The sequence below is a fragment of the Streptomyces mobaraensis NBRC 13819 = DSM 40847 genome (assembly GCF_017916255.1).
Taxonomy (GTDB): domain Bacteria; phylum Actinomycetota; class Actinomycetes; order Streptomycetales; family Streptomycetaceae; genus Streptomyces; species Streptomyces mobaraensis.
In genome coordinates, this window is the sequence record NZ_CP072827.1 from 2,315,510 (window position 1) to 2,331,336 (window position 15,827).

Consider the following 15,827-nt stretch of genomic DNA (forward strand, 5'->3'; position numbering starts at 1 on the left):
CCAGCATCGTCCGGCCGGAACCGGGCCGCTGGCGGCGGTCGGACGTCGACCCTCGACGCCCGGGCACCCGGGCACCCGGGGCGGGGACGGCGAGCCCCCGCCCCTCAGACCCGCGCCGCGGGCGCCGGTTCCGGCGTGTCGCTTCCGCTGCGCGCGGCGGGGATCCGGGCGAGCGCCGTGCGGCCCGGCCCGGTCAGCGCGTACTGGATGCCGAACCCGCTGGCCACCACCAGCGCGCCGCCGCACGCGTCGAGGACGTAGTGGTTGGCCGTGCCGATGATCACCAGGAAGGTCATCATCGGGTAGACCATCCCCAACGCCTTCATCCACACCTTCGGCGCCACGACCGCGATCATGACACCGCACCACAGCGACCAGCCGATGTGCAGCGAGGGCATCGCCGCGTACTGGTTGGACAGGTCGGTGAGCGCGCCGAAGTCGGGATTGGACAGGTCCTGCGGGCCGTTCGCCGTGTCGATGAAGCCGCGGCCCGGCATCAGGCGCGGCGGCGCCAGCGGGTACGCCCAGAAGCCGACCAGCGCCAGCAGCGTGGCCAGGGCGAGGGCCGTGCGCGCCCACCGGTAGGTGGCCGGGCGGCGTACGTACAGGAAGGCCAGCAGGGATAGCGGCACCAGGAAGTGGAAGGTGCCGTAGTAGTAGTTCATGGTGTCCGTGAGCCAGCCGATGCCCGCCACGAAGTGGTTGAAGCCATGCTCGAAGTCGATGTGCAGGAACTCCTCGGCACCGATGATCTGCCGGCCGTGCGCCTCCGCGAGGGCCCGCTCCTCGGGAGCGCTCGCGCGGATGTACGAGTAGACGAAGTAGCCCACCCGTATCAGCATCAACTCCAGAAGCAGGTTCGGCCGGTTGAGCGGCCGCTTCCAGAACCTCAGCAGCGGCACCCACGCGAACCGGCCCCGCTGCGGCTCGGCGACCGGAGTCGGTGCGGGCCGGTCCCACATCGGTGATGTGCGGGTGAGGAACGGCACGGCGCAGGCGGCGGCGAGCGCGGCGAGCAGCGGCGCGTTGTCGCCGATCGGGACGAGGACGGGGTTGTCCGGGACGATGATCGTGTGGTTCAGCGTCATCACGAGCACCACGAGCACGGGCCACACCATCCGGTCCGCGCGCCGCTTGCCGACGCGTCCGGCGATGGCCAGCAGGATCCACAACTGCTGGTGCTGCCAGGCGGTGGGCGAGACGGCGACCGCGACGCAGCCGGTGATGGCCGTGGCGAGCAGCGGCTGCCCGTCGCGCGCGTAGTGCGCGGCCCGGCGCAGGCCGAGCACGGCGACGGCGGCGGCCAGCACGCCGTACAGCGCGATCTCCACCGGGCCGTGCAGGCCAAGGCGGAGCAGCAGGCCGTGCAGCGACTGGTTGGTCAGCCCGTCGGGCTTGTCGCCGAGGCCGGCGCCGGCGAGGTGGTGGACCCAGTACGTCCAGGAGTCGTCGGGCGCCACCGCCCAGGCCAGGGCGGTGGCCGCGGCGAACGTCGCGCCGGTGGTGACCGCCGCGCGGCGGCGGCCGGTCAGCCACAGCAGCGGGGCGAACAGGAGGACGGCCGGCTGCAGCGCCGCCGCGACGCCGACGAGGACGCCGCTCGCCCGCCCGGATCCCTGGGCCAACCTCGGTACGCAGCAGGCCAGAAGGACGAGGAGAACGGGGATGATGCTGGTCTGACCGAGGCTGAAGGTGCTGCGGACCGGCAGCGAGAGCACGGTCACGCTCACCGCGACGGGGGCGGCCAGCAGGGCGGTGCGGCGGGAGAGCGGCCCGGGCAGCGCACGGGCGGCGACCAGCGCGACGGCGACGACCAGCAGCAGGGTCGCGAGCGTCCAGCCGATGCCGAGGCTGCGCTCGGCGGCGCTGGTCAGCGGTCTGAGCACCAGGCCGCCCACCGGGGTGCCGGTGAACCGGTCGTCCTCGTAGAAGGAACCGCGCGTCCGCAGGACTCCGTGCTCCCCTATCCACGTGGCCAGGTCCGTGAACCTGCGGTCGGGCGGTCTCCGCAGCACCACCGCCGCCTGGCGCACCGCCAGGACCCCGGCGATCAGCCAGAGGGCTGCCAGCGCCACGACGGTCCGCGAACCCGCCCGCGGCGGGTCGCCCGCCCCGCTCCGCTCTGCTTCCACCACGCCTTGCCGCTCCTCCGGTCGCCCGTCTCGGTCACCCTCGTCCGGCTCTTTGAGACCTTACTGAGTCCTGCCGAACAGCCGCAGGTCGCCCCCAGGTCACCTCAAAGACGCCGAACGTGGCCGGAATGCGTCCCCCTAGGGGGCGCTTTGACCGCAAGGCCGGTCAATTCGGGCGGCGGGACGTCGGGGTGGGGCGTGGGAGGGGGGCGGGAAGGACGCGAAAGGGGAGTTGGAATCCGCCCACCGGTGCGAGGCTCGCCCGTACGGGTGCACCCTTACGCCGCCCACCCGGTGGTCCCGCCGGGGGTACGGGCCGGAGTACGGAGCGGGGGTTCGAGCCGGGTCCCGGCCCAGGGGTACGAGCCGGGAACCCGGCCCAGGGGTACGAGCCGGGAACCCGGCCCAGGGGTACGAGCCGGGAACCCGGCGCCGGGACGCGCCCGCCCCGGAAAACCCCGAGCGCCGCACCGGACCCGGCTGCCACCCTCCGTCCATGACGACCACGCGCCCCACGACAGGTACGCACGCCGACACGGACCCAAGCCGTCCCCCCACCCCCACCCCCCTCACCGTCACCCCGCACCCCGTCGCCTCCCCCGAGGCGGCGCTCGTCCTCCGCGCGTATCTGACCGACGTCGCGGACCGCTGGTACCTCCTGCACCACGGCCGCACCACCACCCCCGAGGAGGTCGAGCGGCACCTCGCGGAGGACCCCAGCGACGACCTGGTCCCGCCCGGCGGCGTCTTCCTCCTCGCCCGGCTCGGGGGCGAACCGGCAGGCTGCGCCGGGCTGCGGCGGCTCGACGCCCGGACCGCCGAGCTGAAGCGGATGTTCGTCCACCCCGAGCGGCGGGGCCGCGGGGTGGGGGCCGCGCTGCTCGCGGCCGTGGAGGCGACCGCGCGCGGCTGGGGCGCGGAACGGGTGGTGCTGGAGACGCGCCGCGACCTGACGGAGGCCCGGGCGCTGTACGCCCGGCACGGCTACACGGCCGTGGAGCCCTATGTGCACGGCCCCTACACGGAGGTGTGGCTGGGGAAGGCGCTGGACCGCGCGGACGGGTGAGGGCACCCCTCACGGATGCCGGTGGTCGGCCAGGTCGTGCGGCCGCTTCCCGTCCTGCGGCTGCTCCTCGTCCGATCCGCACAGCTCGGCGCACAGCTCGTGGACGAGCGCGTCGAGATCCGTCGGCCGGTCCGGGGTCCACCAGTCGCCGAGCAGTTCCGCAAGCGACTCCTCCCGTACCCGGAACAGCAGGTCGGCCTGGTCCCGGCCCGCGTCGGTGAGGAAGATCCGGAGCCCCTCGCGGCGCACCAGCCGGCCCGATTCGAGCTGCCGGACGGCGTCGGTGACGACGCGCAGCGGGACGTCGACGCGTTCGGCGAGGGCGGCCGGCTCGGCGTACCCGTTCCGCCGGGTGCGCAGCAGCAGCCAGCTCGCGGCGGGGTGCAGGTCGAGTCCGGCGCGCTCGGTGATGCGCTCGTAGATCCGCTTCCGGCCCTCGCGGCTGCCGAGCAGCGACAGGGCGCGGGCCACCTCGTCGCGCGAGGAGCGTTCGACGGGGTTGCTGGAGACGACCTCGCTCTGGTCGGGGGCGGTGACCCCGGCGCGCAGCGGTTCCTCGCGCAGGAACCAGGCGAGGGCGAAGGCGGCGAGTCCGGCGGGGACGGCGTAGAGGAAGACGTCGGTGATGGAGTCGGAGTACGCGGCGAGGACGCCGCTCTTGGCGGCGGCGGGCAGCCGGTCGACGGCCCGCGGGTCGGCGGTGAGCCTGCCGGGATCGAGTCCGGGCGGCAGCGGGACGCCGGCGAGGGCGTCGGTGACGCGGGGCGCGAGCTTGTTGCTGAAGATCGTGCCGAAGACGGAGACGCCGAACGACGCGCCGATGGACCGGAAGAAGGTGGCGCCGGAGGTGGCGACGCCGAGGTTCTCGTAGGCGACGGAGTTCTGCACGATGAGCACGAGCACCTGCATCACCAGGCCGAGCCCGAAACCGAACACGAAGAAGCACAGGCTCATCACGGTGGTGCTGGTGGACGGCCGGAACTGGTGCAGGAGCAGCAGCCCGACGCACATCACGGCGGTGCCGGCGATCGGGAAGACCTTGTAGCGGCCGGTGCGGCTGACGATCTGCCCGGAAGCGGTGGACGAGATCAGCATGCCGAGGACCATGGGCAGCATGTGGACGCCGGAGAGCGTCGGCGTGACGCCGTGCACGACCTGGAGGAACGTCGGCAGGTAGGTCATCGAGCCGAACATCGCGAAGCCGACGACGAAGCCGATCACCGAGCAGAGCGTGAAGGTGTGGTTCCGGAACAGCCCCAGGGGGAGCACCGGTTCGGCGGCCCGCCGCTCGACGAGGACGAACGGGACCAGCAGCAGCACGCCGAGCACCCCGAGCCCGATGATCTGCCAGGACGACCAGGGGTAGCTGACCCCGCCCAGCGAGGTCATCAGCACCAGGCAGGTGGCCACGCCCGCGATGAGGAAGGTGCCGAGGTAGTCGATGCGGTGCGGGGTGCGGCGGACGGGGATGTGCAGGACGGCCGCGATGACGGCGAGCGCGATGATGCCCACGGGGACGTTGATGTAGAACACCCAGCGCCAGCTGAGGTGGTCGACGAACAGTCCGCCGAGCAGCGGGCCGAGGACGCTCGTGCCGCCGAAGACCGCCCCGAACAGGCCCTGGTAGCGGCCCCGTTCACGCGGCGGGACGATGTCGCCGACGATCGCCATCGACAGCACCATGAGCCCGCCGCCGCCCAGGCCCTGGACGGCCCGGAAGGCGATCAGCTCCGGCATGTTCCGCGCGATGCCGCACAGCACCGAGCCGACCAGGAAGATCACGATGGCGGTCTGGAAGAGCTTCTTCCGGCCGTACTGGTCGCCGAGCTTGCCCCAGAGCGGGGTGGCCGCCGTGGAGGCGAGCATGTAGGCGGTGACCACCCAGGACAGGTGCTCCAGGCCGCCGAGGTCGCTGACGATCGTGGGCAGGGCGGTGGACACGATCGTCTGGTCGAGCGCCGCGAGCAGCATGCCCAGCAGCAGCGCCCCGATCGCGAGCCGGACGGTGCCGGTGGGGTGCTCGTCGCCGGGGGCGGGCGCCGCGACCGGCGCGGCGCCCGAGGCGTCCGGCTCGGTCGGGGTGTTCGGGGCGCCCGGGGTGCCCGGGGTCTCCTGGGACATGGCAGCGCCTCCTCGGGGACGGGGTCCGGGGTCGGACCGGATTCCGTGGTGCGGTCCGCTTCCGGCGCGTCGCCTTCCCATCGTCGTCCGGATGGCCGTCCGGGGCCCGCCGGGATACACCGTCACAGCCGCCCCACGGGCCCGTCGCGGCGCCGCTGACCTGGGGCGTTGGCGCGAATGGCGGGACTTTTTGTATCTTTGGGAAACAAAGTGGTTCCGCCCGCACTCCCTGACCGGCGGGCGGAACCGCTTGTTCTCTTGGCGGCCCCTACGGGTTCTGACGCATCGGGCCGCCGCCCTCCTCCCGCTTCAGGAACGCCACCTCCGGAAACTCCGCCGACGGGCCGTCGAGCAGCTTCCCGGGCGCGTTCCGCAGCTGCTTGTCGAAGAAGGCGACCAGATACGCCCGGGTGAGGGCGTTGGCACGGTCGCTGGACAGCGTGCCGAACGCGCCCGCCGCGTCTTCCGGCGGCACCCCCTCCGGCAGACCGACCTGGTCCGCGAGCCAGTGCATGTCCGTGAAGGTCATGTGGCCGCCCTTGGCCACGTCCAGCCAGCGCTTCCAGCCGGTCATGCGCTTCCAGGCGGGGCTCCAGGTGTCCATGGCCCCGCCGAGGTCGCCGGCGCGGGCCGCGCCGAGCAGCAGCACCGGCTTCTTGACGCCGTCGGCGGGCGGCTCGGTGAAGAAGTCGCCGTCCATGTCGGCGGCGGCGGCCACCCGGGCGTCCTGCCCGGCCGCCTCGACGGCGCTCGCACCGCCGATGGAGTGCCCGGCGACACCGATCCGGGAGCGGTCGATCCGCAGGCCGGGCACGGCCGGGGAGTCGGCGGTGAGCCGGTCGAGGACGAAGCGGAGGTCCTTGGCGCGGTTGCGCACCACCGCCGCGTTGTCGCGCTGCTCCGGACCGCAGATCGCGCACTGCTCGATCCGGCCGCCCGGGAACTCGACGGCGGCCTCGTAGGTGTGGTCCACCCCGGCCACCACATAGCCGCGGCTCGCCAGCTCCTCGGCGACGGAGGTGAGCGACGTCCGGCTCTGCCCGAACCCCGGCGACAGCACGACGAGCGGCCGGGCCCCGCCGGCCGCCGGCGCGGCGTCGGCGACGGCGTGTGTCCGCACGGTGCTCAGCTTGGCGTTGCCGTACAGCGCCTCGGAGAGCGCCGGGGAGACGTACGGCGCCGTGGCGCCGCGGCCGGACCGCGCCGGGTACCAGACCGAGACCATCAGCTCGCGCTTCCCGGCGGACGGCTTCCAGGGGTCCGTCCGGGCCTCGTCGACGAGGCGGAGGGTCTTCTCCCCGATCGCCTGCCGGACGGTGGGGGCGGGCACCTCGGGGGCGGCGGCTCCGGCGGGGGCCTTCGCGGCGGGGGTGGTCTTCGCGGGGGCGGTCTTCGCGGGGGTGGTCTTCGCGGCCGGGGCCGCGGCGGCGACGGCGGGTATCTGGGAGGCGCCGAGCGCGCCGAGCACGGCCGCGGCGGCGACCGCGCCCACGCGGCCACGCCTGTTGCGAACGGGACGACGTGCGGGATGACGCGCGGGCCGACGCGTGGAATGACCTGCGGGATTCTTCGACATGTTCGTCATGTTCGTCACGGTAGAAATCCCTTGGGGGGTGGACATCGCCCCGGGGGAGGAGGGCACGTCCCTTACGGGGCATACCAGGTGACGGGGCGTCAGCCGCGCGAACGATGTAAGGGCCACCAGTCGGCGGGGGTGCGGCGGGCGCCTTCGCGGCCGACGCGGGAGGGCCCCTTCGTCAACTCCCCGCCGCGTAACACCGAACGGCCACCTTCCGCCCCGGCCCCCATTCCTGTTCGACGGTGGCGAGCAGCCGCCAGCCGAGCCGCTCGTACAACGCCGCCGCCGCGACGTCGGAGGCCACCACGTCGAGTACCGGATGCGCGCCGCGCTCCCGCGCCTCCGCGACCGCCCGTGCCATCAACAGCGCCCCGATCCCGCGACCGCGCGCCGACGGAGCGACGAACAACCGGCCGACCACGGCGGTCGCGTCGGCACCCACCCCCGTACGAGCGCTCCACACCCCGGGCGCCGCGTCCCCCGCACCGCTCCGGGACAGCCCGACATGCCCGACGACGCGCCCGTCCGACTCCGCCACCCACGAGGCGACGAGCGACGCGGGAGTCAGCCAAGTCCCGGGAGCCTCAGGCCAGTTCACCGGATAGCCATCGCGCTCATGGGTCTCCGCCAGCACCCGCACGCACGCGCCGAGGTCGCGGTCCGTCCGCCGCCGCACACGAACGCGCGCCGGGACGTCCACGCGGGATCCGCTCTCGCTCTCCATCGCGGCATGCAAGCACAGCCCGCACCCCCGCGACCAGCGACTTCCACCCCGCCGTCATGGCCCTCTCCCCCGCCCGAGCGCCGTCTTCATCCTCCCGGCGGAGCCGGACCCTTCCCCGGGAGGAGCCGCCGCTCCCCGCCCGCGGAACAGCATGGGCCCATGCCCCTCACCGCGCCCCCCGCCCCCGGTCGCACCCCGTCCACCCCGCTCGCCCCACTCTCCCCGTCCGCTCCCGCGCGGCCCGCCGCCCCGCCGGCGTCCCGCCGGGCCGTACGCGCCGCCCGGGCCGCCGCGCTCTGCGTGCTGCCGTCGAGCCTGTGGCGGGTGGCACTGGCCGTGGGGGTCCCCGTCGGCTACGACGCCGACGTCCTGCGCGACCGGCTCCAGGTGCCCGGCTGGGGCACCCCCACGCTGCTGGGGCTGAGCCTGCTGGCCGAGGTGGTCGCGCTCCTCACCGTCGGACTGACGCGCCTGTGGGGCGAACGCGTACCGCGGTGGGTGCCGGTGTTCGGCGGACGCGCGGTACGCCCGGCCGTGGTGGCGGCCGTCGCGGGCACGGGCGCCGCGCTGCTGACACTGGTCTTCACGGTGCTGCCGGCCGCGCAACTCCTCATGGGCATGGCCGGCGAGGCCGACCCGCGCGGCCCCTGGCTCCTCCTGATGCGGCTCTGCTACGCGCCACTGCTCGCCTGGGGCCCGCTCACCGCCACGGTCGTGGTCGCGTACCACCGCCGCCACCGCACACGCGTGGGACCGCGCGTCCGAGCGGCCGCGGGCACGGCTGAGGCGCGCCCTTGGCGCACCCTTCCCTGTTTTGTATCGTGGAGGAACAAAGCGGAGCCGCTCGCCCGGGGGCGAGCCCGGTGACGCCCGCCCCACCCCCCGCAGGAGTGCAGCATGCCCAGGTCCGAGTCCATTGGTGCGATCAAGGCCGTACTCCTCGACATGGACGGCACCATCGTCAACTCCGACGCGGTCGTCGAGCGCTGCTGGCGCCGCTGGGCCGAGGAGCACGGACTGGACGCGGACGAGGCCCTGAAGGTGGTCCACGGCCGCCAGGGCTGGGCCACCATGGCCGTCCTGCTCCCCGACCGCCCCATGGAGCTCAACCACGAGGACAACCGGCGCATGCTGGAGGCCGAGACCGCCGACATGGACGGCGTGGTCCCCGTCGCCGGCGCCCCCGCCTTCATGAGCGCCCTCGCCGGGCTCCCGCACGCCCTCGTCACCTCCGCGGACCGGCCCCTCGCCGAGGCCCGCATGGCCGCCGCCGGGCTGCCGATGCCCGCCGTCCGCGTCACCGCCGAGAGCGTCGGCGCCAGCAAGCCCGATCCGGAGGGCTTCCTCAAGGCCGCCGCCGAGCTGGGCTTCGCCCCGCACGAGTGCGTCGTCTTCGAGGACTCGGGCGCGGGCATCGCCGCCGGCCGGGCGGCCGGCATGCGGGTGGTCGGCGTGGGCCCCCGCGCGGCGGCGCACGCCCCCGACGCGCACGTCCTGGACCTCACCGAGGTCCGCGTGGAGGCCACGGCGGACGGCGGCCTGACCCTCCACCTCGCGGCCGGCACCGACCGCTGACGCCCGGGCCGCGCGGCCCGGGCCCGACCGACGAACCGGCCCGACCGGTCAGGCGAACCGACTCGACCGGCCCGGACGCCCGACCCGGCAGGTCGGAAGAATGAACCCGGCCGGTCGGACGAATGAACCCGGCCGGTCAGGCGAGTCGGCCCGTACGGTCAGGCGCGGGATCCGAGCCGGTCGATCGAACCGCCCGAGCCGGTCAGGCGAACCATCCGGGCCGGTCAGGCGAACCGCCCGAGCCGGTCAGGCGAACTGCCCCGGCCGATAGCCCCCGGCAGGCTGCTGAATGATCACATTCATGCGGTTGAAGGCGTTGATGAGGCCGATGAGGAACACCAACCCGGCGAGCTGTCGCTCGTCGTAGTGCTTGGCGGCGTTCGCCCACACCTCGTCGGGCACCCCGCCGGCCGCGTCGGCGATGCGGGTGCCCTGCTCCGCCAGCTCCAGGGCGGCCCGCTCGGCGTCGGTGAAGACCGTGGCCTCCCGCCAGGCCGCGACCAGGTGCAGCCGGGTCGCGGTCTCCCCCGCGTGGGCGGCCTCCTTGACGTGCATGTCGAGGCAGAAGCCGCAGCCGTTGATCTGGCTGGCACGGATCTTCACCAGCTCCTGCGTGGCGGTCGGCAGCCCCGAATCCGTCACGACCTTGCCCGCCGCGACGAGGTGCTTCACGACCTCGGCGGCCTGCGGGTCGCCGAGAAGGTTGAGACGCGCGTTCATGGGGACTCCCGAGTCACATCGCTGTTCCGCTGTCACCTCTGAGACGGAACACCCCGCCGCGTTGTGACGGCCTGCCGAGTGACCCGCGTCTCACCGCCCGGCCCACCGCCCCGCAAGCCCGGCCGTCAGTGCGCCCAGGGAAGCCGCACCGCCTCGATCTCACGGTCGTTCAGCAGCGCGTCGATGAGCGACGGGGGCCCGGCCACCTTGGTGGCCCACAGGTCGTAGTCGGTGCACAGGACCCATGAACGATCCTCCGCCCAGAGGTTGGAGGGGCTGAAGTCGGCCTCGGAGTGGTCGTAGAGGGTCTCGGCGTCGCCGAGCCGGCCCGCCCGCACATGGAGGTTGTCGAAGTCGGCGGCTCCGAGCGTCAGCGGGTTGTAGTAGGCCAGGCAGCGGGTGTCCCGGCCCGCGGGACTGTGCCGGGCGAGGACGGTGGTCAACCGGTTCCAGGTCTCGCGGTCCAGGCTCCCCTCGGTGGGCGGGACCACGCTCAGCGGCCGGCTGCCGTTCTTCTTGGCCGACGGGAAGCAACTCAGGGAAGGCAGCAGCCCGTCGGGGACGACCGGGTCGCCGGTCCGCCGGGCGAGCTCGGCCCAGCGCAGCCGCCGCCACCCGGGGCCGGGGTGGCGGGCGCGGCCCAGCCCTCCTCCCGTGAGGGTGCCCATCACCTCGAGCTCGATGCCCGCGACAACGGCGGACGGATCGCTCTCCTCGGCCAGATGTGCCAGGTGGTACTCGTGGTACGACATCTCGACCGGCCCTCGCTCGTGCTCGTACATGGCGTTGAGCACCCACGCCGCGTCGGGCATCGCCGGGGGCATGAATCCGGTGATGCCGTCGCCGCACAGTTCCAGCAGCCAGTCGGTGGCCCCTGACGGCACGAGGGGCCACCGGCTCGTCATCAGCTTCGACTCCTCGGGCATACGTCCATCGTCCCAGGTGCGGCGCGCCCGCCCGTCCGCGCGAGGCGGAGCGGACGACCACCGCCGAGGGCAAGGAGAGGCGCCCGAGAAGTCGGCCTACCCTTCGAATTCGTACTCGAGGACGTAGGAGGCGGAATCGAGCGTCATCTCGTTGACCTCGACGGCCCTCCCCTCCGCGGTGAACGCGGTCCGGCAGATCAGGACCACCGGGGTGCCGGGCGCGAGATCGAGACGCTCCGCCTCCTCGCCGGAGGGCATACGGCTGCGGATCTCCTCCCTGAACCTGACCGGCCGATGGCCGAGTTCCGTGAGACGGGCGTACGTGCCGCCGGGCCCGGTGTCCTCGCTCTCGATGGAGGTACCGGCCACCAGTTCCGCCGGAAGGTACGAGACCGAGAAGAGCACCGGCTTGCCGTCGAGGACGTACCGGCGACTGCGGACCCGGACGGGCTCGCCCTCCGGCACCCCCAGCAGTTCGGCCACGGGCCCGGGAGCCGGACGCTCTGCGACCTCGAGCCGGTCGACGACGAGCGTGCGGTCCTCGATGTCCCCGGACCATATGGACCGGCCGGACCCCCAGCTCGCGGAACTGAGGCGCGGAACGCCCCTCCGCCGGATCGGACGGTACGAGCGGACGAAGACGCCCGCGCCCTTCCGGGCCTCCACGATGCCCTCGGTCTGCAGCACCCCGAGGGCCTGCCGTGCCGTCATGCGCGCGACCTGATAGGCGGCCATCAGGTCGTTCTCGCCCGGCAACCGGTCACCCGGCCCGTATTCGCCGTCCTGGATGGCCTGCCGCAGCGCGGCTGCGATGCGCTGGTACTTGGGCAGGCGGCGGGCGCCCTGATCGGCCATGGGGTGATCACCTCTTTCTCCACCGGACAGCGTAGAGGGCCGGGCCCGGCGACTTCGAGAAAGAGAAGTCTGCCCGCTTTCCCTTTCGGAGCACGGCTTCCCTTTCGTGGCACGGCGATTGACATCTCTAGAGGAAAGCGCTTCACTGATGTGGTCTCTAGAGATTCCTCTCCGGGCGTTCCGATGCATCTGGACAAGGGGTCCACGCGTGCGCGAAAAGACCTTCGGGACGGAAGTCCCTCCTCAAGTACACCGCGCTCAATTCCGGCGCGGATTGTCCCTGTTCGCACCTCCCGAGCGTCCGGCAACGGCGTCGCGGAGCCGCCCGGGGACCGGACCGCTCCCTACCGGAACCCGCATGAGCAGGCCCCTCGCCCCGACGCCACCTCTCAAGTGCCCGCACCCCGCCGCCGGCTGGACGGCGGCGGACGGCATGCGGACCTGCGGCGCGTGCGGCACGCGCAGGGTGGACGACTACCGGGCGCTCGCCCTCGCCCTTGAACTCCCGCAGCCCACGCAGCTGTTCGGGCCGACCGCCCGCTGTCGAGGCGCCATGACGGTCGCTCCGTACGACCCCGCCTCTGCCCGCCGCGCGGATCTGCTCAGGCGGGTACGGGAAGCGAACCGCTGGAGCGCCGAGCGGCGGCCGTGAGGGCGGGCGGCAGGCACGGGGCGGGACCGGCCTTACCCCGCCACCGCCTCGTACAGGCTGAATCCGGCCAGCGCCAGCATGACCAGCGCCGCGATGCGAGTGATCAGCGTCAGGGGCACGTACCGCATCAGGGTCCGGCCGCCCACGATGCCCAGGGCCGCCACGGCCCACAGGCCCAGGACCGCGCCGAGGCCGACCGAGACCGGGTCGTCGTAGCGGGCCGCGAGGTTGGCGGTCATGATCTGGGTGAGGTCGCCGAACTCGGCGACGAGGATGAGCATGAAGCCCGCGCCGGACACCTTCCAGAAGGACTGGTCGGCGGGCTTCCTGATCTCCTCCTCGTCCTCCTCCTTCTGGAACAGCAGCATCGCCGCACCGATCAGGAAGGCCGCGCCGACGATCGCCTGGAGCAGACGGTGCGGGAGCAGGGTGAGCAGGCTGCCGGCGGCGATCGCCAGGGCGACGTGGACGACGAAGGCGGCGGCGACGCCCGCGAAGACGTACGAGGCGCGGTAACGGGTGCCGAGCATGAGCGAGGCCAGGGCGGTCTTGTCCGGCAGCTCGGCCAGGAAGATCACGCCGAAGACCAGAGCGGTGACGGTGAGGCTGATCACGGATTTCCTCTTCGGTGGGGCCGCCGCACCGAAAGGGGCCCGCCCTGAGCTCCGGGGGATTCAGGGGTCGCTTCGGCACGGCAGCGTCATGGACACTGCGGCCGAAGGTCTCGCTGGCCGGCACCCCGCGGGTACGGCCTCCGGGCGCCGGCCGGGCCTGGGGCCCAGCAGTATGTCGACGGTCCGGCGAAGAGCTACTCCCCTTCTGCTCCCCTCAGGGTACGGGACGGGAGTGCCTGCCGTCGCCCCCTGCTTCCGCGGGGGCGGGTGGGACGAGCCGGACGAGCCATGGTGTCCGCGCCGGCCGGATCGAGCTCGCGTTCCACTTTCCGCGGCGCGCCGGAAGTCGCACGCTGTCAGGAGGGGGACCGTGCGGCCGGCGCACGACCGACGCGCTCGAAGCGAAATAAGAACTTGAACTTGCAAGTATCGTTAGGGGTACCTAACCTTTGGACCTCTCGTCGTATCCGTCCCCCGACACGAGGAGCAGTCCCATGCCCCCCACACCCACTCAGGCCGCCCCCCAGTCGGCCCCCGCGTCCCGTGGCTCCGCACCGCTCACGGAGCGCCTGGACGCGGCCCTGCCGTACGTCCTCTCGCTGTTCCGGATCGTCGTCGGCCTGCTGTTCGCCTGCCACGGCGCGGCCTCGCTCTTCGGCGTCCTCGGCGGCGCGGCCGGCACCCACGGCGGCACCATCGAGGCCGGCACCTGGCCCGGCTGGTACGCGGCCGTCATCCAGCTCGTCTGCGGTGTCCTGGTGATGCTCGGCATCGGCACCCGCGGCGCGGCGCTGATCGCCTCCGGCTCCATGGCGTACGCCTACTTCGACATGCACCAGAAGGTGGCGCTCTGGCCCATCCAGAACGGCGGCGAGGCCGCGGCGATGTTCTGCTGGGCGTTCCTGCTGCTCGTCTTCACCGGGCCGGGCGCCATCGCCGTCAGCCGGCTGTACTCCCGCCGCTGAGCATCCGGCGCCGCTGAGCACCCGGAGACCCCGTCGGGGGGCGCGCGATACGTACGTGATACGTACTACATCGCGCGCCCCCCTTCACTTGCCTCAGGAGTCCCAGGCGTACTCTGTACGGTTGTGAAGGCCGCTCCTGCCGCTCCCCTGCGACATCGCGGCGGGGGACCGTAACAGGAGATCGGACGTGTTGGATCAGCTGGGGGCGTTGGCCGACACCCCATGGATATACGTGATCGTCGCCGTATCGGTGCTGCTCGACGTCTTCCTGCCGGTGCTGCCGAGCGGGGTGCTCGTGATCACCGCGGCGACCGCGGCGGCCGGCTCCGCCGTGGGCACCCACGGCCATACGGCCCTTCCCGAGATGTTCGCCCTGGTGGCGTGCGCCGCGACGGCCTCGGTCGTCGGCGACCTGGTCGCCTACCGCGTCGCCTGGCGCGGCGGTGACCGCTTCGACCGCGCCATCGCCCGCTCGCGCCGCCTCACGGCCGCCCAGGAACGCCTCGGCACCGCGCTGCTGCGCGGCGGCGGCGCGCTGGTCGTCGTCGCCCGGTTCGCCCCCGCCGGCCGCTCGGTGGTCAGCCTGGGCGCGGGCGTCATGCACCGCAGGGTCCGGGAGTTCCTGCCCTGGTCCGCCCTCGCGGGCGTGACCTGGGCGCTGTACAGCGTGTTCCTGGGGTACTTCGGGGGTCAGTGGCTCGGTGCGACGTGGATCGGCACGGCCGTCTCCGTCTTCGCCCTGTTCCTCGCCGGCGCGGGCGCGGCCTTCCTCGTCCGCCGCCCGCACGAGCCGGAAGCGGCGGCGGCGGAAGCCGGCTGAGGGCTGACGGCCGACACGGCTTACGCCCGGGGCGACGATCCCCGTACCGGACGGAATCGAACGGCCCGGTCCCCCGCCGGGGACCGGGCCGTTCGGCGTTCCGCGCCGTCTGTCGAACGGCCCGTCAGTAGATCTTCTTCAGCGCGCCCTGCTTGTCGAACGCGCTCAGCCCGTTGCGCCACAGCGAGTCCACCCGGCTGCGCTCGTTGGCGTTCGGGTAGCGGTTGGTGCAGGACGGGCCGGGGCCGCCGCCGGACATCAGCTCGCTGCACGGGCCCGAGTAGTGGTCCGGCAAGCCGAGGACGTGGCCGGTCTCATGGGCGGTGACGCGCACCGAGTCGTACTGCTGGTTCTGCTGGTAGTCGAGGAAGACGTACCCGCGGCCGTGGCCGTCGGTGCTCGCGTACGAGCCGCGCGAGTCGTTGCCCTCGTAGTACCGGAAGTCCGCGTTGGAGCCCGCCTGGAGGCGGACGTTCCGGACGGAGCTGTTCCATATCTGCGCGCTCTGCGCTATCTGGTTCGCGAAGCTGGGCGCCTGGCGGGCGTCATACGTCACCGTGACCGTGCGCAGCCCGGGCGACGCCGCCTGCTTGGCCTTCGCCGACTTCATGACGGCCTCGAAGAACGCCTTGTTGTTGGCTTCTTCCTGGGCCGAGCCGACGTACGACGATCTCGTCATGCCCTGCCCGGCCTGGGACGCCGGGGTGGCCGCGGTCGCCGGGACGGCCGCCGTGGCGGCGGCGAGGGCGAGCCCGAGGGTCGCCGCGGCGACCAGGGCCGAGCGCTGTGTGGAGCGCTTGAGGGAACGCTGCATGGAGTGGTTCATGTGGGGGACTCCATTTCCTGCGGTACGCCGCCGGCCGCGCGGGTGGGACGCACGGCCGGGTGACGGACCGGTGAAGTGTCTGGTCCCGCAGAGTGTCTGCCGAGCCATCGGCGGCCGGGATGATGCCAACCCGCGATAGCTCCGGCCAATCACCCCGGCCGCTCCCGACCGCCCGACCGGTCACTCGCCCACGTCACGCCCGGTGGCTCGTCCGAGCCCCGCCCGGTCTCCCGCCTCACCGCGGGCCCTCCC

General features: G+C 73.1%; 15 protein-coding genes. 6 read left to right on the forward strand and 9 right to left on the reverse strand.

What is annotated here, in order from left to right; genetic code table 11:
* Nucleotides 1-104 precede the first annotated feature (104 nt).
* Nucleotides 105-2,135 (reverse strand): bifunctional glycosyltransferase 87/phosphatase PAP2 family protein, encoded by a 2,031-nt coding sequence (locus tag J7W19_RS09585; RefSeq protein WP_004952543.1) that lies wholly within the window; start codon nucleotides 2,133-2,135, stop codon nucleotides 105-107.
* A gap of 493 nt (nucleotides 2,136-2,628) precedes the next feature.
* Between J7W19_RS09585 and J7W19_RS09590 the strand changes: the two genes are divergently transcribed.
* Nucleotides 2,629-3,198, forward strand: coding sequence for a GNAT family N-acetyltransferase (locus tag J7W19_RS09590; protein WP_004952540.1), 570 nt, complete (start codon nucleotides 2,629-2,631; stop codon nucleotides 3,196-3,198).
* A 9-nt stretch (nucleotides 3,199-3,207) separates the two neighbouring features.
* Here the strand turns inward: J7W19_RS09590 and J7W19_RS09595 are convergent, their stop codons facing one another.
* The 3 genes from J7W19_RS09595 to J7W19_RS09605 all read right to left on the reverse strand — a co-directional run bounded on the left by J7W19_RS09595 (nucleotide 3,208) and on the right by J7W19_RS09605 (nucleotide 7,622).
* On the reverse strand, nucleotides 3,208-5,319 hold the full coding sequence (locus J7W19_RS09595; RefSeq protein WP_004952538.1) for an MFS transporter: 2,112 nt from the start codon (nucleotides 5,317-5,319) through the stop codon (nucleotides 3,208-3,210).
* Between the two features lie 268 nt (nucleotides 5,320-5,587).
* Nucleotides 5,588-6,811 carry an alpha/beta hydrolase family protein gene (locus J7W19_RS09600; RefSeq protein WP_004952535.1) on the reverse strand — a complete coding sequence of 408 codons (1,224 nt, stop codon included), beginning with the start codon at nucleotides 6,809-6,811 and terminating at the stop codon, nucleotides 5,588-5,590.
* A 265-nt stretch (nucleotides 6,812-7,076) separates the two neighbouring features.
* Nucleotides 7,077-7,622, reverse strand: coding sequence for a GNAT family N-acetyltransferase (locus J7W19_RS09605; protein WP_004951885.1), 546 nt, complete (start codon nucleotides 7,620-7,622; stop codon nucleotides 7,077-7,079).
* Nucleotides 7,623-7,781: 159 nt separating this feature from the next.
* Between J7W19_RS09605 and J7W19_RS09610 the strand changes: the two genes are divergently transcribed.
* On the forward strand, nucleotides 7,782-8,489 hold the full coding sequence (locus tag J7W19_RS09610) for a hypothetical protein (RefSeq protein WP_004951882.1): 708 nt from the start codon (nucleotides 7,782-7,784) through the stop codon (nucleotides 8,487-8,489).
* 30 nt (nucleotides 8,490-8,519) lie between these two features.
* Nucleotides 8,520-9,197, forward strand: a complete 678-nt coding sequence (locus J7W19_RS09615) for an HAD-IA family hydrolase (RefSeq protein WP_004951879.1) — start codon at nucleotides 8,520-8,522, stop codon at nucleotides 9,195-9,197.
* Nucleotides 9,198-9,443: 246 nt separating this feature from the next.
* Here J7W19_RS09615 and J7W19_RS09620 read toward each other — a convergent pair whose 3' ends face one another.
* The 3 genes from J7W19_RS09620 to J7W19_RS09630 all read right to left on the reverse strand — a co-directional run bounded on the left by J7W19_RS09620 (nucleotide 9,444) and on the right by J7W19_RS09630 (nucleotide 11,698).
* Nucleotides 9,444-9,917, reverse strand: a complete 474-nt coding sequence (locus J7W19_RS09620) for a carboxymuconolactone decarboxylase family protein (protein ID WP_004951877.1) — start codon at nucleotides 9,915-9,917, stop codon at nucleotides 9,444-9,446.
* 125 nt (nucleotides 9,918-10,042) lie between these two features.
* A complete protein-coding gene (locus J7W19_RS09625) occupies nucleotides 10,043-10,843 on the reverse strand; it encodes a hypothetical protein (RefSeq protein ID WP_004951874.1) in 801 nt (266 codons plus the stop codon).
* Between the two features lie 96 nt (nucleotides 10,844-10,939).
* Nucleotides 10,940-11,698 (reverse strand): GntR family transcriptional regulator, encoded by a 759-nt coding sequence (locus J7W19_RS09630; protein ID WP_004951870.1) that lies wholly within the window; start codon nucleotides 11,696-11,698, stop codon nucleotides 10,940-10,942.
* Between the two features lie 358 nt (nucleotides 11,699-12,056).
* Here J7W19_RS09630 and J7W19_RS09635 point away from each other — a divergent pair, with 358 nt between their 5' ends.
* Nucleotides 12,057-12,350, forward strand: coding sequence for a DUF6255 family natural product biosynthesis protein (locus J7W19_RS09635; RefSeq protein WP_004951867.1), 294 nt, complete (start codon nucleotides 12,057-12,059; stop codon nucleotides 12,348-12,350).
* Nucleotides 12,351-12,382: 32 nt separating this feature from the next.
* Here the strand turns inward: J7W19_RS09635 and J7W19_RS09640 are convergent, their stop codons facing one another.
* On the reverse strand, nucleotides 12,383-12,964 hold the full coding sequence (locus J7W19_RS09640) for a TMEM165/GDT1 family protein (RefSeq protein WP_004951864.1): 582 nt from the start codon (nucleotides 12,962-12,964) through the stop codon (nucleotides 12,383-12,385).
* A 494-nt stretch (nucleotides 12,965-13,458) separates the two neighbouring features.
* Between J7W19_RS09640 and J7W19_RS09645 the strand changes: the two genes are divergently transcribed.
* Together J7W19_RS09645 and J7W19_RS09650 are read left to right on the forward strand one after the other, a co-directional pair.
* Nucleotides 13,459-13,929 carry a DoxX family protein gene (locus J7W19_RS09645; protein ID WP_004951860.1) on the forward strand — a complete coding sequence of 157 codons (471 nt, stop codon included), beginning with the start codon at nucleotides 13,459-13,461 and terminating at the stop codon, nucleotides 13,927-13,929.
* Between the two features lie 187 nt (nucleotides 13,930-14,116).
* Nucleotides 14,117-14,749, forward strand: a complete 633-nt coding sequence (locus J7W19_RS09650) for a DedA family protein (RefSeq protein WP_040891890.1) — start codon at nucleotides 14,117-14,119, stop codon at nucleotides 14,747-14,749.
* Nucleotides 14,750-14,873: 124 nt separating this feature from the next.
* Here J7W19_RS09650 and snpA read toward each other — a convergent pair whose 3' ends face one another.
* Nucleotides 14,874-15,575: a snapalysin gene (gene snpA / locus J7W19_RS09655; RefSeq protein WP_004951853.1), complete on the reverse strand. Its 702-nt coding sequence runs from the start codon at nucleotides 15,573-15,575 to the stop codon at nucleotides 14,874-14,876.
* Nucleotides 15,576-15,827: the final 252 nt, after the last annotated feature.